General features: G+C 47.5%; 15 protein-coding genes, 1 tRNA gene and 3 pseudogenes. 5 read left to right on the forward strand and 14 right to left on the reverse strand.

From position 1 onward, the window contains the following. Window positions 1-331 precede the first annotated feature (331 nt). Entirely contained in the window at window positions 332-1909 is a 1578-nt protein-coding gene (spoVB, locus tag RE628_RS22535) for a stage V sporulation protein B (RefSeq protein WP_309155188.1), read from the forward strand. Between the two features lie 135 nt (window positions 1910-2044). Then, window positions 2045-2434: a TIGR04086 family membrane protein gene (locus RE628_RS22540; RefSeq protein ID WP_309155190.1), complete on the forward strand. Its 390-nt coding sequence runs from the start codon at window positions 2045-2047 to the stop codon at window positions 2432-2434. Window positions 2435-2497: 63 nt separating this feature from the next. Here the strand turns inward: RE628_RS22540 and yajC are convergent, their stop codons facing one another. The 11 genes and pseudogenes from yajC to RE628_RS22595 all read right to left on the reverse strand — a co-directional run bounded on the left by yajC (window position 2498) and on the right by RE628_RS22595 (window position 12360). Next, window positions 2498-2803 carry a preprotein translocase subunit YajC gene (yajC, locus tag RE628_RS22545; protein ID WP_309155192.1) on the reverse strand — a complete coding sequence of 102 codons (306 nt, stop codon included), beginning with the start codon at window positions 2801-2803 and terminating at the stop codon, window positions 2498-2500. A 36-nt stretch (window positions 2804-2839) separates the two neighbouring features. After that, window positions 2840-3978, reverse strand: a pseudogene (gene tgt, locus RE628_RS22550) (tRNA guanosine(34) transglycosylase Tgt). 24 nt (window positions 3979-4002) lie between these two features. Continuing rightward, window positions 4003-5031: a tRNA preQ1(34) S-adenosylmethionine ribosyltransferase-isomerase QueA gene (gene queA / locus RE628_RS22555; RefSeq protein ID WP_309155194.1), complete on the reverse strand. Its 1029-nt coding sequence runs from the start codon at window positions 5029-5031 to the stop codon at window positions 4003-4005. Between the two features lie 7 nt (window positions 5032-5038). Next, entirely contained in the window at window positions 5039-6931 is a 1893-nt protein-coding gene (locus RE628_RS22560) for a SpoIID/LytB domain-containing protein (protein WP_309155197.1), read from the reverse strand. Between the two features lie 35 nt (window positions 6932-6966). Beyond that, on the reverse strand, window positions 6967-7143 hold the full coding sequence (locus tag RE628_RS22565) for a hypothetical protein (RefSeq protein WP_309155199.1): 177 nt from the start codon (window positions 7141-7143) through the stop codon (window positions 6967-6969). A 63-nt stretch (window positions 7144-7206) separates the two neighbouring features. Further along, on the reverse strand, window positions 7207-8214 hold the full coding sequence (ruvB, locus tag RE628_RS22570; protein WP_309155202.1) for a Holliday junction branch migration DNA helicase RuvB: 1008 nt from the start codon (window positions 8212-8214) through the stop codon (window positions 7207-7209). A 33-nt stretch (window positions 8215-8247) separates the two neighbouring features. Then, window positions 8248-8871 carry a Holliday junction branch migration protein RuvA gene (ruvA, locus tag RE628_RS22575; RefSeq protein ID WP_309155205.1) on the reverse strand — a complete coding sequence of 208 codons (624 nt, stop codon included), beginning with the start codon at window positions 8869-8871 and terminating at the stop codon, window positions 8248-8250. After that, entirely contained in the window at window positions 8868-9371 is a 504-nt protein-coding gene (gene ruvC / locus RE628_RS22580) for a crossover junction endodeoxyribonuclease RuvC (protein ID WP_309155207.1), read from the reverse strand. Before ruvC ends, ruvA begins: the two co-directional genes overlap by 4 nt. Window positions 9372-9624: 253 nt before the next feature. After that, window positions 9625-10317, reverse strand: a complete 693-nt coding sequence (locus tag RE628_RS22585) for a BofC C-terminal domain-containing protein (protein WP_309155209.1) — start codon at window positions 10315-10317, stop codon at window positions 9625-9627. A gap of 137 nt (window positions 10318-10454) precedes the next feature. Next, window positions 10455-10528: transfer RNA gene (locus RE628_RS22590), tRNA-Pro, on the reverse strand. A 92-nt stretch (window positions 10529-10620) separates the two neighbouring features. Then, window positions 10621-12360 carry an ABC transporter ATP-binding protein gene (locus RE628_RS22595; protein ID WP_309155211.1) on the reverse strand — a complete coding sequence of 580 codons (1740 nt, stop codon included), beginning with the start codon at window positions 12358-12360 and terminating at the stop codon, window positions 10621-10623. 211 nt (window positions 12361-12571) lie between these two features. Here RE628_RS22595 and RE628_RS22600 point away from each other — a divergent pair. From RE628_RS22600 to RE628_RS22610, 3 genes and pseudogenes are all read left to right on the forward strand, one after another. Then, window positions 12572-13949, forward strand: a pseudogene (locus tag RE628_RS22600) (ABC transporter permease). Window positions 13950-13962: 13 nt separating this feature from the next. Then, window positions 13963-15446, forward strand: a pseudogene (locus tag RE628_RS22605) (ABC transporter permease). Between the two features lie 141 nt (window positions 15447-15587). Beyond that, window positions 15588-17411, forward strand: a complete 1824-nt coding sequence (locus RE628_RS22610; RefSeq protein WP_309155213.1) for an ABC transporter substrate-binding protein — start codon at window positions 15588-15590, stop codon at window positions 17409-17411. 285 nt (window positions 17412-17696) lie between these two features. On the opposite strand, the gene RE628_RS22615 is transcribed toward RE628_RS22610, so the two are convergent. The 3 genes from RE628_RS22615 to RE628_RS22625 all read right to left on the reverse strand — a co-directional run bounded on the left by RE628_RS22615 (window position 17697) and on the right by RE628_RS22625 (window position 21631). Further along, window positions 17697-18287 (reverse strand): Nif3-like dinuclear metal center hexameric protein, encoded by a 591-nt coding sequence (locus RE628_RS22615; RefSeq protein ID WP_309155214.1) that lies wholly within the window; start codon window positions 18285-18287, stop codon window positions 17697-17699. A gap of 414 nt (window positions 18288-18701) precedes the next feature. Next, a complete protein-coding gene (pgmB, locus tag RE628_RS22620) occupies window positions 18702-19364 on the reverse strand; it encodes a beta-phosphoglucomutase (RefSeq protein ID WP_309155215.1) in 663 nt (220 codons plus the stop codon). A gap of 53 nt (window positions 19365-19417) precedes the next feature. After that, entirely contained in the window at window positions 19418-21631 is a 2214-nt protein-coding gene (locus RE628_RS22625; RefSeq protein WP_309155216.1) for an alpha-L-rhamnosidase-related protein, read from the reverse strand. Window positions 21632-21664: the final 33 nt, after the last annotated feature.

The following is a 21664-nucleotide window of genomic DNA, read 5'->3' on the forward strand; positions in this document are numbered from 1 at the left end:
CTCGATTCCTGCTTGATAGAATTATCGACTTATATTAAGGGTTCGAAACTTCCTCGTAAAGTGAGTGTTCAAAAATTCGGTTTTCAGCACCGAGAAGGTTGGATGAAGCTATGGACTGAGGAGCGGAGCGTACGTAGTTGGTACACGAGCACCGGAAAGGCCGGCTGAATTCAAGATTCGATGTCGAATAAGCTCTCAGTGTTTCTTCGGGATCAAAAGCGGACTTTTTGAACTTCCTCTAAAAGACAAGTCATGAATTGGGACAGGATCAGCATAAGGTTAATTAACATCAATATTCGTAGACGCTCATTTAGGGAGAGAGGGAATCACTTTGAATAAACAAACCTTCATCCAGGGCACGATGATCCTGCTCATGGCAAGTATTGTTAACCGAATTCTCGGCTTCGTTCCTCGTATTATGCTTCCAAGGATCATCGGTACAGAAGGCGTTGGCTTGTATCAGCTCGGCTACCCCTTCTTCTTGGTGATTGTTACCCTCATAGTGGGCGGCCTTCCGCTGGCCATTGCCAAGCTTATAGCCGAGGCGGAGTCTGCAGGAAATTCGCAACGCTCTGCTACTATTTTACGGACGAGCCTCGTCTACGCGACTGGAGTCGGATTCCTATTTACGTTCGTCTGTCTACTCGGGGCACCATGGGCAAGCCGCTATGTTCTCACGGACCCACGGGTCTACCATACCTTCATCGCGATGAGTCCGATGATTGTGATTGTCTCCGTATCTTCCGTCTATCGCGGATACTTCCAGGGTAAACAGAACATGGTTCCCTCCGCAGTCTCATCGGTTACAGAGACCATTGCGAGAATCGTCTGCGTCCTCTTGTTCTCCTACCTACTCCTTCCTTTAGGAATCGAATACGCGGCAGCAGGAGCGATGCTTGGAGTCGTATTCGGAGAAATTGTCGGCCTAGCAGTCTTGTTGTGGCAATATAACCGTATACGCCGCAAGAATCAACCCACTTCCAAGACGGATACCGACGTTGTGGAGCTGCAGGACAATGACTCCTTCTTCTCACGAATCTGGCAAATTCTCAAGGTAGCGATTCCGGTAACCGGAGGTCGCTTGGTCGGTTCCATGTCCTACCTGCTGGAATCGATCATTACGGCACGCAGTCTCGCCATTGCCGGTGTCGCCACTGCCATCGCCACCTCTCAATATGGCGCATTACAGGGGATGGTCATCCCGCTCCTGCTGCTTCCTGGCGCGCTTACTTCATCACTAGCCGTCTCACTAGTTCCTTCCCTGGCGGAAGCACAGGCTAAAGGGGATATTAAGACGATTCATTTAAGGCTTCATCAATCAATCAGACTAGCGTTAGTGACAGGTGCACCGTTCGCTGCGATCATGTATGTATTGGCCGAACCGCTATGCCAAATTCTATATGACAATGGGAGCATCGCAGGAATGCTGAAAGTAATGGCTCCGATCGCCCTCTTTTCCTATGCACAGGCCCCACTGCAAGCCGCACTACAAGCACTGGATAAACCCGGACGGGCGTTAATCAACACTCTAATCGGAGCTACCGTGAAGCTCATTCTCATCTACTATCTCGCATCAAACCCTAACTTAGGTATTTACGGAGCTATATTCGCAATCATTATCAACATCATTATCGTTACTATACTGCATGGCTTCAGTATCTCACGTGCGCTTCGTTTCCGATTTCCCCTGTTTGATATTTGTAAAGTCGGTTGTCTGATGATCATTATGAGCGGGGCAGCAGCCTATCTCTATAATGGATTGACCTCTATCTCAAGTATGGGCTTTCGCTTTGTCATTACCTCTCTGATCGCCGGAATAATCTATTTAATCCTGTCCGTATGCTTAAAATTGATAGATTGGCATGATATTAGCCGAATTCCATTTTTACGGAGATGGATTAAGAACTAACAAACTGCGGACTTGTCATATCCAACCCTGCTTGACCATAAAATAATACTATTAGAGGTTGTTCAAACAGTACGCTTTTGATAAGAATACCGACCTTTTGAGCATTCACTATTATTAGGAATGGAGGACCGCGTCATGAATTTCCGCCGTATAGCTTCAATCCGTATTTCTCATCCGACCATATCCGGGCTGTGGTACGCATTTCTCTGGATGATGATCGGCGCTCTCGTACTCTCTCTGCTTCTGCAATCCAACATGCTAGAGGAACAAGAGCTCAGCCTGTATACTTACATCATTCATTCCATAGCTATCTTATTTGGAGGACTAGTCTCCGGCAAACGCGCCCAGATGAAGGGAATGTACCAAGGCAGCATTACCGGTCTAATCTATGGGATTCTGGTATTCGTGATCAGCTTTCTTGCTCTCGACAGTTCGGTTCAGCTTGGTACATGGCTCTTGTTACTGCCGGCACTAGCCATCGGTGCGATTGGAGGAGTATTTGGGGTTAATTTGAATAAGCGGTAGCGGATACAAAAATAAAAAAGAGCCTAATTCAGGCTCTTTTTGTCATTCACTCATGGGTTAGTCTTACGACTCTTTAACTTGGTGACTTATCGCACTGCGCTCAAATGTAAGCTTAGTTACATCATTGACGCGAATCACAACGGTGTCGTCTGTCATCTCCAAGATCGTACCATGCAAACCGCCGATTGTTACAATCTTATCGCCCTTTTGCAAAGCATTCAGCATGTTATTGCGCGTATTCTGTTTTTTCTTTTGCGGACGAATCAGCAAGAAATAAAATACCGCAAACATAATAATCAGAGGTACAACAAAGGATAGCAATTGACCAGATGTCGATGCTCCTGCTCCAGCTTCAGCAAGTTGAAACATATTTCTTATCCTCCTTCCATTTATCTCCTAAATAATTTAAAATCCTTTGTCATTGCCAAACAAACCATACTGTTCGAAGAACTCGTCCCTGAAATCCAGCAGTCTATCGTCCATAATCGCCTGCCGCACTTTCTTCATCAGATTAAGCAGAAAATGCAGATTGTGATATGTAGTTAACCGCAATCCAAATGTCTCATCACTCTTAATCAAGTGACGCAGATAAGCCCTGGAGTAGTTCCGGCATGTATAGCAGTCACATTCAGGATCCAATGGTCCAAAATCTCTGGCATACTGGGCGTTACGAACAACCAGTCTTCCCTGGCTTGTCATCGTCGTTCCATTGCGGGCAATCCGGGTCGGCAGTACACAGTCGAACATATCGACACCGCGAATCGCTCCCTCGATCAGAGCATCCGGAGACCCCACGCCCATCAGGTAACGAGGCTTGTCTGTTGGCAAGAGAGGAACCGTGTAATCCAGAACCTCATACATGAGATGTTTAGGTTCGCCTACACTCAGTCCACCAATAGCATACCCCGGGAAATCAAGGGAAGTCAAATCCCTCGCACTCTGCTTACGCAGGTCTTCATACATTCCCCCTGCACGATCGCAAATAGTCCTTGATCATGCGGACGAGCATGGCTCTTCAGACAGCGCTCTGCCCATCTTGTTGTCCGTTCCATGGACTTCTTCACATAATCATACTCTGCAGGATAAGGGGCACATTCATCAAAAGCCATCATAATATCCGAGCCGAGCGCATTCTGAATCTCCATGGCAACTTCCGGTGATATGAACAGCTTGTCACCATTCAGATGGGAGCGGAAATGAACACCCTCCTCAGAGATCTTTCGCATCTCACTCAGAGAGAACACCTGAAATCCGCCGCTGTCGGTCAAAATCGCCCGATCCCAGTTCATGAATTTATGAAGACCGCCAGCTTCGCGGACAATCTCATGACCCGGACGCAGGAACAGATGGTAGGTGTTACTGAGAATAATTTTTGCTTCCATCTCTTTCAATTCTTCCGGACTCATCGTCTTGACTGTGGCCAAGGTGCCTACTGGCATAAAGATCGGGGTCTCGAAACTCCCATGCGGAGTATGCACGATCCCGAGCCTTGCCCCAGATTGTTTACAAGTTTTGATATGTTCATAAGTAATTGCAGCTGTCACTTTATTCCCTCATTCCTAGTAAGCCTAATAAATAAACATCGCATCGCCAAAGCTGAAAAACCGATATTTCTGCTCAATCGCTTCCCGATAAGCATTCAATATATTCTCACGCCCCGCTAATGCACTAACTAACATCACCAGTGTAGATTTCGGCAAATGGAAGTTAGTTATTAAAGCATCGACCAGCTTATACGTATATCCAGGATAGATAAAGATCCCCGTCCAGCCGCTACTCTTCACGATCGGACCATCTCCGCACTTCTGTGCCACAGTCTCTAGCGTCCGCGCGGAAGTCGTACCTACAGCAACGACTCTCCCGCCCCGCTGCTTCGTATCGTTCAGCAGGTCAGCCGTCTCCTGCGGCAGTACATAGTATTCTTCATGCATCACATGGTCTTCTATACGATCAACAGATACCGGACGGAAAGTACCAAGCCCAACATGCAGTGTAACAAAACCGACGTCTACACCTTTATTGCGAATCTGCTCAAGCAGTTCCTCCGTGAAATGTAATCCTGCTGTCGGTGCTGCCGCAGATCCTTCGTGCTTGGAATAGACCGTCTGATAACGCTCCTGATCATCGAGTCTTTCTTTGATATAAGGAGGCAGCGGCATCTGTCCCAGTCGATCGAGTATTTCATTAAAAATTCCTTGGTAAGAGAAGCGCAGCACTCTGCCACCCATCTCTCCTTCGGATTCAATAACCGCCTTCAATTCATCACTGAAGACAATGACTGATCCGGTCTTCAGTTTCTTGCCAGGTTTTACTAACGCTTCCCAGCTGTCATTGCCCAAATTTTTGAGCAATAGTACTTCCGCCTTGGCGCCTGTATCTTCTTTGACACCGAACAGACGAGCCGGAAGCACTCTTGTATCATTCAATACGAGTGTATCTCCGGGCTGTAAATATTCAATAATCTCCGAGAAATGATGATGCTCAATGCTTCCGCTACGCTTATTTAACGTCAATAAACGCGAAGAGCTCCGCTCCGCTAGTGGGGTCTGAGCGATCAGTTCTTCAGGAAGCTCAAAATCGTACATATTTATATCCATATCATGTTCATTCCTTAACGATAGTTACATTTTGATAGTAGTGTTGCAAAATTTCCTGGTAATCATACCCGGCATCCGCCATTCCCTTGGCTCCCCACTGGGATAGTCCAAGACCATGTCCGTTGCCACGACCTACAAAGAGGAACTGATTAGATTGATCAACCACACGGGCAACCCCGTTTCCATCCATAACGACCATATTGCCGCCGCTCCAGGTCTTCTGACCGGAAGCTGTTAGAACAGGTGTACCAGACGCTGCAGTACCACTCGTAGTTGCTCCTGAAGTACCCAGTACAGTATACCTTCCTGTTGCCTTAATATCAAACAGTGTGCTTGGCAAGCTGCCTAATGCTGTTCGGTAAGCATCCGGGTACTTCACATCGAGGATCTGCCCGTTCGCCTTGATCTCCAAGACCCGACCCGAAGGACCTCTTTGCGTAACCTCCATATTATAAATCGACGACGGAGCCGGCGTCGAGGTTTTACCACTTAGGGATTTCACTAACTGATCTGACGTAAATGGGCCGCGAACCCATGCATAAGTGCTGGATTCATCAACTTTATCGAGCACGATAACCTCATCGCCAGGATTCAGCTTAGCTACAGGATCAACGTCGGATTGAATCTGTGGCAGCGGGCGAACAGCAACGGAACTGGTCGTTACCCCCAGCTTCTTCAAACCAGCGGCCGTAGTTCCACCAGTCAATTCCGTATTATCCTCACGGACATATCCGGTCTTACCATTAGGAAGCAGAACATAGTACCATGATTTCAACGCAGCCTGCGCCGCCTTGTCCCATTCACTGTTCACGCTTGAGAACGTCGGATTCACACTGCTCCATACCTCGGAAGAATCAGCCGAGACGCCACCGCTATTGGATGAAAATATAGCTTCGACAATTTTGCCATTAGACTTGATGACTTCACCAGCTGTGCTGTCCACAGCCTGTATGATGCTGTCCTTCTCGTTATCCACGCCGTTATATACTTGACTCAGGGTTGTATCTATAAGTCCGGCAACTTTGAAGCGGTCGGTCGAAGCTGAATAAAGCGCGTAACTACGAGCAGCAACTGCCTGTGCCTTCAAGGATTCCTGAGGCCAGGATGCCGGAACTTCACCGGAAACGACTGAATACAAATATTTCTCAAGCGGAAGCTCATTAACCAGAGCAAGTTGCCCGTTAAGTAGGCTAATCTCAAAATCGCCCCGATAGTTGCGACCTGATCTTTCCACGACTTGAGTTGTATAAGAATCATCTCCGTCAACGAGAAGCTTACTATCGTTCCCCTTCAGTTCATAATGATCAACTGGGGAAGGCGAATTAAGATTGAGAGTTACGTCCTGATTAACGATCACTCCTGGCTGAGAATCATCAATCTGTGACCAGGATGCCTGAGGCAAAGAACCTTGAAGTGCCTTCAGATCAGCCTGACTTGCCGCTCCGCCTGCCCATACCGTATACTGTTGCGGTCCGATCAGGACGAGATAAGCATCCACACCCGCGGCAGCCGTAGCCTTACGTAATGACTCAGCTTCTGACTTACTACCAAGAGATCCAGCGGAATAATAGAAGCTACCTTTGACTACAGGTTTCTGTCCACTTATGACCCCAGACAGACTGCCAGAAACTCTGCTTACCGCTTTCTGAGCTTCTGCCGCGCTTGCATATGGCCCTGTATAAATCTGATAAACTGTTCCACCGGACTGCTCTACAGCAAAGGCAACAGGGCGATCTGCCGTACCTTGCAGCTTCTTAACAGCCGCAGCAATCGACTTCCAATCAGAGCTCTCCGCCGCTTTTATCTTATAGCTTCCTGCGCTGAATCGCACAGATTGGCCCGAAGCCAACGTAAGCAATGTATTATTACCACCAACAGCAGACTGAAGCACCAGATCCATAGCGGAGCTGGGATTCAAGGTCACTGCGGGTACAGTTAACTTATAGGTACTGCCAAGATCCAGGAACATCGCAACGCGTACGTGGTCCCCGACCAATCATCAGCAGATACGGGCGCCGACACCGGAAGCTGTAATGCACCTGCCAGCAAAAATCCCGCTAATATCCCCCTTCCCCAATTTCGCAGCTTAAATGTTGTTTTCTTCGCTTTCACTCTCGCTCCTCCTTCATGTTGTCATATGGTATAAATTAAAATAATAATCTTGTTAATTGTCCTTTAGGCCCTATCCTCTGGATAAGGGATTCCCAAGTGATTGTAAGCAGCAGCTGTCACAACTCTTCCACGTGGTGTCCGCTGCAAATAACCAATCTGCAATAGATAAGGCTCGTAGACATCCTCGATGGTCTGGCTCTCTTCGCCGATTGTAGCTGCGATCGTATCCAGTCCAACAGGACCGCCCCGAAAAGCAGTAATCATCGAATTCAGCATCTTATGGTCGATCATATCCAGTCCCTTCGGATCCACCTGCAGCATCTGCAATGCTTCTCCGGCGATCGCTTCCGTAATCATCCCATCGCCGCGAACCTGGGCATAATCACGCACTCGCTTCAGCAGGCGATTGGAAATTCTTGGCGTCCCTCGCGAGCGAAGCGCAATCTCGTCAGCCGCATCACCAATGATCTGTACGCCGAAGATATCCGCACCACGAGATACGATATAGCTCAGCTCTTCCATGGTATAGAACTCGAGTCGACTAACGATACCGAACCGGTCTCTGAGCGGTGCAGATAACAGTCCAGCCCGAGTCGTTGCCCCTACCAAAGTAAAAGGAGGCAAGTCAAGTCGTACGGAGCGTGCACTTGGTCCCTTGCCAATCATAATATCCAGCGCGGAATCCTCCATCGCTGGATACAGTACCTCTTCGACAGTCCGATGCAGACGATGAATCTCGTCGATGAACAGGACATCGCCCTCTTGCAGATTGGTCAGCAAGGCCGCCAAATCCCCAGGTCGCTCAATCGCCGGCCCTGAGGTCGTACGAAGGTTCACGCCAAGTTCATTGGCAATAATGTTAGCTAATGTCGTCTTCCCGAGTCCTGGCGGGCCATACAATAGCACATGATCTAACGCCTCTTTGCGCATTTTGGCCGCTTCAATATAAATCTTCAAATTCTCTTTGATCTGATTCTGTCCAATATATTCAGACAAGTAGCGGGGCCGAAGGCTCAGCTCCTCCACTTGATCTTCCATCATTAAATTCGCGGAAATGATTCGATCCTCCATCGCTCTCCCACTCTCCTTCTATCAGTCACACTATTAACCTGCATATAGCAGCTTGAGGGCTTTCTTCATTAACGTATCAACCTCATCATCCGGCTTCAATTGATCCTTCAATTTCGCCCACACACGGTCAAGCTCCGTATCCGTATAGCCCAACGCCTTCAGAGCTTCTCTAGCCTCTGGCCAGCCAGGTGTGACATTGACATCATCCAGCTCAGACACATCCGCCGAGATGGGATTGAACAGAGTCGCCCCGCCCAGACCTTCAAGCTTATCCTTGAGATCCAAAATCATTCGCTGCGCTGTCTTCTTGCCGATTCCCGGTAGCTTGGTCAAGAAAGCGATGTTCTCGTTATGAATCGCCGCAATCACACCATCCGGATTGCCGCCGCTTAGAATACCGAGCGCTACGCGCGGACCGATTCCCGATACCTCGATCAGCTTACGGAACAACCGTAGCTCCTCCCGGGTCGGGAATCCGAACAATAGCTGGGCATCCTCCCTAACATGATGATGTGTAAACACCGTAATCGTATCCTGCCCTTTGGCTGGGAACACGTACGGATTAGGACAGAACACGCGGTAACCCACGCCCTGTACGTCAAGCACAACATATTCCGTTTCTACATAAGCAACCTGGCCTCGTAAAAAATCGATCATGACCTCAATACCTCATTTAACTTGGAATTTAAAGTGTATGAATGCGCGTGGCAAATCGCAACCGCCAATGCGTCGGCAACGTCATCCGGCTTCGGAATGGCCTTCAGTTTCAAGAACATTCTGGTCATCTCCTGGACCTGGCGCTTCTCTGCCTTTCCGTATCCGACAATGGCCTGCTTGACCTGCATTGGCGTATATTCCGCTACCGGCAGCCCCTTCTGGACCGCTGCAAGCACAAGCACACCCCTCGCTTGTGCGACCGTCATCGCCGTCGTTACGTTGCGGTTGAAGAACAGCTTCTCGAGTGCAACCGCATCAGGTTTATATTTCTCAATTAACTGAACCATTCCTTCATATACATAGAGCAGCCTATCTTCCTCCGGCGTATGAGCTTTCGTCTCAATGCACCCATACTGTACCGGTGTACATTTGCTGCCCTCCTTATCGATAAATCCAAACCCGACAATCGCAATTCCCGGGTCTATCCCCAATATTCGCAAATACAATCTCTCCCTAATATCCACTGAAAAATGGACCTTTTGAACTCAGGTTTTAAGCCATTATATTAAGAAATCCACTAGTAACCTAGCATCATTTCGCTTCCCCGATCCGGGAAGAACGCATGTCCGATAAGCGAACATATGTATTCAATTCATTATAACAAAAGATTTCTACGCTTGCGGAAAAAGTTTGCGAGAATAACAAAAAGAGCTATTCCAGTTATGGAATAGCTCCCGACTTTGGGAATTGCTATTATTTATGCTGCTTTAGCGCTTCCTGCGATATATCAACCGCAAAATCACTGAAGGTTGATAGTACACTGTTGTATTCATCAACATCCTGCACCCGGATTCCTTGCTGCAATTGTCTCACTACATCCTCTGGTAGCACACTCTCCATCGTCTCTACATCTAATTGAAAAAAAGTACGTAGTACCTTCTCCTCCTTAGGTGGTCCTTCGAACAAGCTCAAATTCCCTTCCTTATCGATGCCCATATACCCAGAACGCTGACACTCCTCGGATAATCCGAAGATATGCTCTTCAAGCCAGACTTCACCGAGTGAATCCACACGACCTGTCCACTTCGGATGCTCTTTGGCCAACGTTTCGATTTCATTCGCATCCATAATGCCAAGTACAGAGCGTTCTTCACCACAGGTATATATTTTATTTAAATGGACGATACGTGCCCGCTTCCGATCCTGGAGTCCCTTCAACCAATCAGCAGACGGCTGTCCAGACTGTTCTTCAGTATAGCTACGAAGCTTGCCAAGTGTCTCAAGCGCGAGCGGCTTACCTGTCATCAGCTTCTCAAGCTGACCCGACAGCTGCAATCCCATCCATGCCATTACTGCAACCAGAGCACAAGCACTAAAGGTCCAAATCGCACGTCTCCATCTTTTCCAGCGTCTTCTCCATTGCTTTTTTGTACGAAATATATTCACAATAATCCCCTTCTATCGACCTTTTTGAACATGCACTTATATTGTGACCGATAGAATCAGGAAATATACGGTGTTTTCATGCTGTACCATCTTCTAAAAACACAAAAAAACAGCCATTCGCAAATGACTGTTCTTGATCGGGACGACACGATTTGAACATGCGACCCCCTGGTCCCAAACCAGGTGCTCTACCAAGCTGAGCTACGTCCCGAAATAAAAAACCTGACAAAGAAGATAATAGCACATTCAACTTGGTATAGCAAGAAAAAAATAGATACTGAGGAAAAGGGGAATAATCGTTGATTACGCCCCTGCCATGGCCACCCAATGTCCTTGAGACACCTCTACCAATCTGGATTGCTCAAGCTGATACTTATCCGCCTCGGAATAATCATGAAGCGCCGATCTTGTCTTCTTCGCTTCAATCTTCGGATCGGGCACCGGGATCGCATTGAATAACGACTTGGTATATTCATGCTGCGGATTGGCATAAAGCTCCTCACTTTCGGCCAACTCTACAATTTTGCCCATATACATTACAGCTACACGATCACTGATATGCTTCACCATGGAGAGATCATGCGCAATGAACAGATAGGTTAGACCCAGCCGCTGCTGAAGCTCTTCCAACAGCTTGACGACCTGGGACTGAATCGATACATCGAGCGCGGAGAGCGGCTCATCGCAGACGATGAACTTTGGCTCAACCGCAAGCGCGCGGGCAATACCAATCCTCTGTCTTTGTCCTCCCGAGAACTCATGAGGATATCGCATGGCGAAGGATGGGTCTAATCCAACCATATCCAGCAGCTCCTCAACCCGCTTCTTCCGCTCCTCCCGGCTACCGACAAGACGATGAACATCGAGCGCTTCTCCGATTATATCGAGCACCTTGTAGCGAGGATTCAGTGAAGCATACGGGTCCTGGAAAATCATTTGCATGTAACGGCGCATCGTCTTCATTTCCGCTGTAGACATACGGTTCACTGCCATTCCCTGATACAGCACCTCTCCACCTGTTGGCTGATGTAGACGCAGAATCGCTCTCCCGGTCGTTGATTTGCCGCTGCCCGACTCACCGACAAGCCCCAACGTCTCTCCTTCGCGGATATGGAAGCTGATATCATCAACGGCCTTCAATATATTACCTTTACCCAGATCAAAATGCTGTCTCAGCGATCTGACCTCAAGCAGTGGGCTCGCGTTATCCGAGTTCGTCATAATAAGAGGCGATGGCTTCACCTTCTTCTTCTCGTCCAACCTTGGCAGCGCATTTAACAGCTTCAAGGTATACGGATGAGATGGCTTCTCGAAGATTTCTTCGGTCGTGCCACTCTCTACTATGGATCCTTCCTTCATCACGATGACCCGATCGCACATCCCAGCGACCACCCCTAGATCATGTGTAATTAGTATGATCGAGGTACCGAATTTCTCCTGGATATTCTTCATTAGACTCAGAATTTGCGCCTGAATCGTTACGTCAAGCGCCGTTGTTGGTTCATCAGCAATCAACAAGGCAGGACGGCATGCGAGGGCAATCGCGATCATAACACGTTGACGCATCCCGCCGGAGAATTCATGCGGATATTGATTATACCTAACTTCGCTATTGCGGATTCCTACCAACTTAAGCATCTCAATAGCCTGTTGCTTCGCTTCCTTCTTCGATAGACGCTGATGCTTAATCAGACTTTCAGAGATCTGTTTCCCGATTTTGATGGTCGGATTTAACGAAGTCATCGGATCTTGGAAGATCATGCCGATGTCGCTTCCACGGATACTCTCCATCTCTTTCTCCGAATATGTTGCCAGATCTTTACCCAGAAAAGTGATCTTTCCTGCTTTCATATATGAAGGCGGCGAAGGCAGTAAACGCATAATCGAACGAGCCGTTACGCTCTTCCCGCTGCCAGATTCCCCTACTATCCCCAGCGTCTCTCCCTTTCTAACTTCGAAGCTTACACCACGAACCGCTTCAACTTCTTGTTCACGGGTCTGAAAGGAAACGGTTAATTCTTTCACTTCTAGTATAGTTTCCACATTAATCACACCTGCCTAGTATGTATTATATTCAAATCTATCAATTCGAGTGTTGACATAAAAAACAACCTACCATAATATATACTATATCCATCGGAATAATGCAAATTGATGCATCAGGAGGAGATCTGTTGTGGAAGTTGCTAGAGCAACCAAAGAGCAAAAAGGAGAATCGCATTTCATCCAATACATAAGTAACACCTATGCCAAAATGTTGCGGAATCCTTCTTATAGATACTTTTTACTCATCCTAGGAGCACCCGTAAATCTCGCTGTTCTACTATTCTACTTATCTCGCCGGAAGAACGACATCTATCACACCGCACTAGACGAGACTCATCAAGAATTGCTCGAATCAGGATATATGGAGCAACTAATAGAAGAGACGCGAGAACAATTGATAAGAAAACAGCAGTTCTTCAAACAGAATGTCAGCGTAGAACAAACGGAACGCGAGGCCAACAAAATAGCTAAAGCCAGATTTCAGGAAAAGCTGACCGAGAGCACGAATCGCAAGCTGCTGCTTGGTGGACAGCAAAGATTAAGCTATGCCGAGACTTTTGCCTCGTGTATCGAGAACTGGGCTTTTCTGCTTCTCTCATTTATACCTGGGATTTTCATGTATCTGCTGATCTTTCTTTATAGCAGCCCTTATGTGAAATACGTGTTCGAGAGATTGCTCATGAGTCTGCTCGTCATTATAGGAGTATCGGTACTCGTCTTTACGATTCTGCACTTGTCACCGATGAATCCAGCAGCAAATATCCTTGGTGAGACGGCCACGGAAGAACAGATTGCCAACTTTAATAGAATCTATGGACTTGATCAATCTTATCTATCTCAGCTGTGGAATAGCATCAAAGGGATTGCCACCTTCGATCTCGGCAAATCCTTCTCCGGCAATGAGCAGGTAACTGCAACAATCGCCAGAAAGTTTCCGATCACCTTCACGCTGACGATTATCTCACTACTCATGTCCATGATCATCGCTATACCGGTAGGAATCATCTCAGCAATGAAGCGCAATTCCTTCTGGGATTATACGTTCATGTTTATTGCCCTGATCGGCCTGTCCATTCCAAGCTTCTGGCAGGGGCTGATCTTTATATTGAACTTCTCGATCAAGCTGCACTGGCTACCGGCTGACTTACAATCCACAGAACTGGCTGTCTCTGATCATGCCGACGGTCGTGCTTGGGACCGGACTTACCGCGTCTGTCGCCAGGATGACCCGTTCTTCCACTCTGGAGGTCATCAATGAGGATTACATTATTACAGCCAAGGCCAAAGGACTTAGCAAACGTCAGGTGCTCTGGAGACATGCGGTCCGCAACGCCATGATCCCAATCATTACCGTCATCGGCTTGCAATTCGGCGGTATGCTGGGCGGATCGGCGGTCACCGAGAAAGTATTTAATATTAGCGGGATCGGGAGCTATATCGTAGATAAGCAATTTATCCCCGATATCCCAAGCATTATGGGCGGAGTTGTCTATACCGCAATCACAATATCGTTGATCAACGTCATTATCGATGTACTGTATGCCTTTTTCGATCCAAGAATCCGAACCAAAATGAAACAATATTAAAGCAGGTGTATATATGATCAAGACGAACTTGAAAACTTCTGAGGAGTACGGCAAAGCGGTCTTCGCTTTGGTTGTCTCCCTTGCCTTATCCTTGTTACTGCTGCTGAACAGCTACAATTTCACAGCACAGGCTGTTAATTCCTATATCTTTGCCGCTTTTCTCGCATATGCGCTGTTCACTATCATTCAAGCGGCCATCACCCTGCTGATCAGGAGAGATATTCTCTTATATGGAGAGATCAGAAACCTTACTAGAGCACTCGGCTTTATACAGCTGGCTAGCATTGTGACAGGGAATCTGTTCACGGTCACTTCTGCTTTTATCTCGTGAAGAAGCACAGAACCCCAGAGTATGCCCTGGCTGTATATTCACTACTTACAGGTATCTTTGTGTTTGCAGTATCTGCGCTTAATCTGTTCAAACCATATGTATCAGATACCTTTTTACCTGGGATGTCCATTCTATTGATCATAAGTCTATTTCATCTCATCGCATTGCTGCTTGTGGCGAAATATGTACGTGGTCATCAGACCATCGCTCCATGGATGTCAATCATTGCTTATCTGCTGATTCTAACCGCCGTAACCGGTAACCTATTTGCTCTACTATTAGGCATCAACTTATTGCTGAAGATTCGTAGCCAAGGGAAACCTACCTCAGCAAAGTGGGAGGATGTTTGGGAGAAAATCACGAGGAATACAGCGGCAATGATCGGTTTGTTCTTTATCATTTTCTTGTTCTCAATTTCGATCTGCAGCCTGTTCACCTTCGATTATGCGATGGCAACAGAGAATAACTATAGCGCCATATTGCAGCATCCGAGTCTAGCTTATCCACTTGGTACGGACAATTTCGGCAGATGTCTATTCTCGCGCATCATATTCGGTGCACGTACTTCCTTGATTGTAGGACTAATCTCTACAGCGATTCCCCTTGTTATCGGCGGCATTCTGGGAGCTGTATCTGGCTATTATGGGCGCCACACCGACAATATCATCATGCGGCTGCTAGATATTCTATATGCAATTCCCGGTGTTCTGCTGGCGATTGCGATTATTGCCGCATTCGGCGCCAACACCATAAACCTGATTCTAGCGCTAAGCGTGGGCTCCATTCCTACTTATGCAAGAACAATGCGGGCTAATGTATTGCTTGTCTCTACCTTCGAATATGTCGATGCTGCCCGAGCCTTCGGATCCAAAGATGCTGCGATCATCTTCAAGCATATTGTTCCGAACTCGCTCGCACCGATGATTGTTAAGGCTACTCTGACGATTGGCGCAGCCGTGATCTCTACTAGCAGTCTCAGCTTCCTTGGTCTCGGCGTAGAGCCGCATATCCCGGAATGGGGAAATATTCTGAAGCTGGGCAGCACTTATCTAGAGACAAATTCTTACTTAGCCATTTACCCAGGACTAGCCATCATAGCTCTTGTCCTGTCCTTTAACTTTCTTGGTGACGGACTTCGCGATGCACTTGATCCTAAATTGAGCTAGTTTCTTATATTTACTCTGGATGTACTCTTTTTCATTTAAGGTTGGCCTTCATTTTCATCAGCAATGCGGAGTCTTGACTCTCATTTGCCCTAGGAGAATGAATCAATATATATATAACAACAATTTAGGAGGGAACTATTCATGAAAAAATCTTCTTTGCTTGCACTACTGCTTACGTTTGGGCTGGTAGCGAGCGGTTGCTCCGTAAAAACCAAGACGGATGTGGCAAGTAAACCAGATAACTCTGGAACGGCAACGGTTCAGGATAATAAGCCAGTAGATATTGAATTGCTAAGCATGAGCTCTAATGAATCAGATACTAATATTATTCGCGACCAATTAACGAAGAACGGCTTCAATGTGAAGCTGAACATTCAGCCCGACTACGGCAGCTACAAGGCACAAGAGGATGCGGGGAACTTCGATATCGCTATCTCCAGCTGGACCACTGTTACCGGGAATCCCGATTATGCGGTCAGATCGCTATTTAAGACTGGCGGAGACTACAGCATTATCTCTGATCCCGAACTGGACAAGCTGATCGATGAAGCAGCAACTGAAACAGCGGATCAATACACAGGAACCTACAAGCAATTGGAACAACGTCTCGTATTTGACAAAGCTTATATTGCGCCACTCTACATTTCCCTGAAGAGTCAGGCCGTGAACAAGGATGTGCTCAACCCAAATACTGTCCGACTCTCCAAATCCCGCGCTCTGGCTTGGGAGACGATTGATTTCAACGATACATCCAAACGGAACAAGGAGCCGCTTATTCTGACGCAATCCGCTTCAGTATTGACTTCCTTAGACCCGATCAAGGGTAATGACGGCTCGATTAACCAGCTTAATACGAATATGTATGTGCGCCTGATTAATCTGACGGATGATGACAAAATTACGTCCGATGGCTCTCTATCCTATAATCACAGCATTGCAGAAGGTAATACGGAATATTATTTCATCCTTAGGGACGATATTGACTTTGCCAAAATCGAGAACAAGAAGGCCGTCGACACCGGTGAACGTGTAGGCGCGGATGACGTCATCTTCTCCCTCGATCGGGCCAAGGATAAGAACTCGGTACCGGATCACCGGACTTACAGTCTTCATGAGCATATTAAAACCATCGAGACTGTTACTGACCTGTCCGCTCTGGACAATGTGAAGCAATCCTCGGGCAACGGTACAGTTAGAGAAGCCCTTGAAGCTGGCCTCGATACGAAGATCAAAGAACTCGTAGCCGACAAGAATCAAGCGGACAGCAAAGCGGGCAAATATCAAGTTGTGAAGTTGACGACGACCGAGCCTTTCCCGCAAGTGCTGAATTACTTGGCGCACCAGTCTGCCGGGATCGTCTCCAAGAAGCAAGTAGAGAGCATCAATACTTATGATGTAGCGAAATTCGACGTTAATAAGGATATCCCTTACGGGGATCAGAACACAGTTACAGAAGGAAGCAAATACAACAATACTTTGTATGCCAGCGGCCCTTATATTTTATCTTATAAAAATGACTATGAAGGCATCTTCTACAAAAACCCTGGTTACCGTAAAGGTTCTGAATTCGAACCGAAAATCTCAACCGTGAAGGTACGCTTCATTGCTGATACCGATAGCGCTCTGTCCGCACTGCGTAGCGGTGAGATTCACCTCCTCTACGGCGTGCCGGAGACGAAGTTCGATACGGTTGAGAGCGACAGCAAGCTGAAGCTACAAAGCATTGAGAGTAACGGAGTAACTTACCTGCTGTTCAATACGAGTAATCGCGATGTAGCTAAGAGTGATGATCTGAGAAAAGCAGTGCTCTACTCGATCAATCAGGATGAGTTCCTGCAATTCTATAGCAACAGGAAGATCAAGGCTTTCTCGACCGTTAGCCCGATCGTTAAGACCGGCAATGAGTTGACGGCTGACCCAGCCAAGGTGAAGGAATACCTGGATAAATACAAAGCATCAAAATAAGCAGTGAACAAATCATTTCCATAGCAAAAAGAACCCTTGAATCCGCCGCCAAAATGGCAGATTTAAGGGTTCTTTACTTTTATAAAATTTGAAATAATGGTTTCTCCGAAATAAAGTGAACTGGAATATCGGGCAGCTTCGTCTGAAGCGATTCGGCCAAATATCTCATACCCGGTGCCTCACTCTCCGCATGTCCTAGGATCAGGAGCGCCCGCGGTTTGTTCTGAGTGAGCGAATCTTTAACGTATTCCGGCGTTTCCCATTCCGGACCCTCTCCGTAAATGATTAAATCAAGATTTTCCTGCTCAAATAGTGGGATCGCCGGGTTCCCCCGCCTCTGTATCCGACCAGAATACCGATTCTCTCACATGGCATCGTACTATCTCCGACGACGCGCACTTGTCCCAGGCCCAGCTTGCTCTTAACATAAACAGCCATTTCCGCAACCGTCATTCCCGGCAATCGGATGATCGCAGCATAGGAACTATAACCCTCCAGTTCATCTAGCCAGCCCAACTCCCGTACTAAGCCATAAGTTATTCCATCGGGCTGGGAGCGATGTATTCCATCATGATTTCGATATATCGCAATTCCACTCTGTTCGATCATTCTGATCTTCTCCCGTACTACATCAGTTCCTGCGATCTGCTCACCCGGCTTAAAATGACTATAATATAAACCTTCATGAGTAATCAGCAAATTGACTCCAAGAGACTTGGCTTTATCAATGACATGCTGGCTGGCATTAAAGGCCGTGGCAATTCCCTTCACCGCTGCATTCAGATCCCCATACTCGAGCCTGTCTACTCCATTCTCTGGCAGATCCCCACCCGGCTCTGTTAACAGCTCCAATATCTCACGTATGCTTATACTCAATGGAATCGATACCTCCTGATTCGTCTAATCTATGTATGTTGAACTAATTATGATATCGTCCCTCCAACCTATCATGCTGGGGAGTAAATAACCATTGCCACTTCTATCGGAAGTTTATCCAAATTACGCCTGGCAGGTAGAAGTTGAACTTATTATAGTACGGATGAGGGCAGCCGGGTAAAATGTTTCTCCGATCGCTGTAGCTCACAGAATTTCTCTTGCCCATTCCCTACCCTTTCTTTAATTCAACATCTAACATCGCCCTATAAACAGCAAAAAGCTGAGGATTTCGAAGCAACAGGCAGCTCAGATGTACTTAACACTGAACTGTCTGTTGCTTTCGGTCTCCTCAGCCACTGTAATTAGGCTGAATTCACAACCTAATAGTATTCAGATTCATCCTGTCTCCTTCTTCTACAATAAAGAATTCAACAGCTCTACATTCAATCCCGAAGTGTTCGGGAGCACAATATCAGCCCCTGCTGCCTTCAATGCTTCAGCTTCACCGATGCCGACTGCCTTCATTCCTGCTGCCTTGATTGCTTCGACTCCAGCTGTCGCGTCCTCGATGCCAACGCAGTATTCTGGCATCGCTCCAACCTCTTCGGCACCGCGTAGGAATAGGTCTGGTGCTGGTTTGCCGTGCTTCACGGAATCTGGATGAACGACATAACGGAACAGGTTGTCAATCTCAAGCGAACGCAATATTTGCGGTGCGTTCTTACTCGCTGAAGCAATGACGGCCGGAATGCCTTGAGCATTCAGCTCGGTCAGCAATGAGACGATACCCGGATAAGTGTCAGCTGGAGTAAGATTAACCAGCAATGAGACATAATGTTCATTCTTCTGCCGGGCTAACTCCGCCTTCTCCTCCTCCGTATAATCATTCTCCTTGCCACCCAGTCGTAAGATCCGCTCCAGCGATTCGCCGCGGCTGATACCTTTCAAGGTCTCGTTAAATTCACGTTCGAACGGAATCCCGATCGATTCGCCAAGCTGCTTCCAAGCTACATAATGATATTCCGCTGTATCGGTAATGACTCCGTCCAGGTCGAATATAACTGCTTCCAGCTTCATGTTCTCTCTCCATTTCCTCTTGTCTATTTATATCATTTATATCGTTAAGGCATTTACATGTTCAGTTCAATGAGTTTTTCTGTGCTCGATATTGTCTGTCCATTCCATTCTACTGTTACCGTCCAGCCTGCATCATTGCGGATTTGACCCGTTAAGAGTCCATCCTGTTCTTTCAGAGACAGATCAAATTCAGCATTAGCGATGACCAAACGTTCCAGCGCGCATGCTTTACCGTTCCAAGCCGAAGGCAGCTGCGGACGCAATTTCAATTCCTGGCGAGCCGCAAACGGTTCAACTCCGAAGAAATGGCGGACAAACGGTACGGCCAACGCGTAGATCGTCCAAGCCTGCACAACGCAACCATAATCCGGTGACATCTCAGAGAAGGAACCTGGTAGAGCGCGTGAGAAGCTACGACGCATCCGGTTCAAAAGATCAAGCGCGGCATCCGCATTTCCGTTAGCCGCCTCAGCTACCGCATGTACCCCGGTAGAGATTGTCATCGTGCCTTGTTGGAATGTTCCGGACAAATACGTACCGTAATCACCGATAAAAGTATCATTTCGCATATTATCGAGCGCTCTACGTGCCTTATCAGGATCTGCAATCCCAGCTTCCATTGGGGTCACAATCACCCAGTTCTTGTTCAGCAGCCAGCCACGATCCGCATTAGCATTCCCACTGTTGTTAGCGTCAGCCAGCAGACCTTCTACATACTCGCGATAACCTGTGATACCCTGCCCTTCAGCCAGCGAGACAAGGTAATCAACCTTCGGTGCTACATCGCTAGCTGGTGCAACCGCGTCAGCATACAAGCCTTCATTCTCTTGCCAGAATATGCGGTTGATCGCTTCTCTGCTGCGCGTCGCGAGATCGCTATATTTACTATGAGCCACAGTGTCCTGCAAATATGCGCTCATTTCCGCCATCGCTTGTAAAGCTTTCGCCGTATAGACGGCGCTGTCGACCAGTTCCATGTTCAGACCAGCGATTTCAATAATGCCATAACCGGAAGGGAACAGATCATGATCCGGGTCCATCTCTTCCAACAGCCAATCGATGCCTTTCACGCAATAGGCATAATGACGGCGAAGCAGTTCCTCATCCCCAGTCCAGCAGAATAGATCCCAGACAAAGGCGATATAATGCGCAGTCTCCTGCGTATTGCCCGGGTTGGATACAGCGCCAAGCGTCGTCACCTCATGAATAAAGCGCCCGTTGCCGTTAACCTCCTCTGACTTCTGCAAGAGCAGATTCAACGTATCCTTGGCAAGCTGCGGATCTCCAATCGCTAGTACACCTTGTAAGGAATAGGTGTTGTCGCAGCCGAACCACCAAGGATATGTTGGACCGCCGGCAGTCAGAGCACGCCCGGTCCCGTCCACCTTCTGGATCAGCCATTGATTATTCCATTTTGCCCAATTGAAGACGTTATTCCAGTCCGTTTCCCCTTCGATCGTAAGCTTGGCCCGATCTGCCACGGCGTTGTATACCTCTTGCTTCTCAGCAAGCAGTTCTTGATGACTCGCAGCAAGGTGACGATAAGAATCCGCACATTCTTCCGCGGACACATATGAACCAGCAACGAACAGATTGAAGTGGCAGCTCTCGCCCGCTGGGATCGTCAGCTCAGTTTTGAAGGCAATCCCGCAGCCCGCACCGGCAGTAAATTCTGGACCATACAGCTCGGAACCGACATCCAATTGTTCCCCAGGCAGGTCTGTGCCGACTTGAACGAACCAGTCATTCTCAGGGTCACGAACAAACACTTCACGTGGATTTAACACAGTAGCTTGATCTCCGGCACCCTTACGGACACCTACCTCATCTGAGAACCAGACCGCCCGCAGATCGGTGCGCACAAGCAGTTCTACCTTCAGATGAAGTTCCCCTTCGCCATAATGACGAAGATCATAGCCAGCAGTCATACCTTTAACTTGCTCAGGCGCAAACTGTGTACGTTCCATCGCTATAGGAATATAACTGAGACCATGGTCGTATTGGAAGCGACTACCCCAAGGCTCGCTTGTAAAGCCGTCAGCCCGAGACCATACAGAAATATTCCGCTTCGTATCGGTTAGCTTCAACCAGAAGCCATCCAGCAGTTTCACCGGATGCAACCAAACTCCGCCCATTTCATTAGCTATGTGATGACCGAAATCAGGAAAATAGCCATCCTGTGAACCACAGATTTTGACGTATTCTCCGCCGTTATAATATAAGTTGAATGGATGTTTGCTGTTGATTCCAGCCATCTCTATCTTCATCTCCTCCATTATATGAGGTATACAATAGGTCCT

This window comes from Paenibacillus sp. D2_2 (assembly GCF_031199965.1).
Lineage (GTDB): Bacteria > Bacillota > Bacilli > Paenibacillales > Paenibacillaceae > Fontibacillus.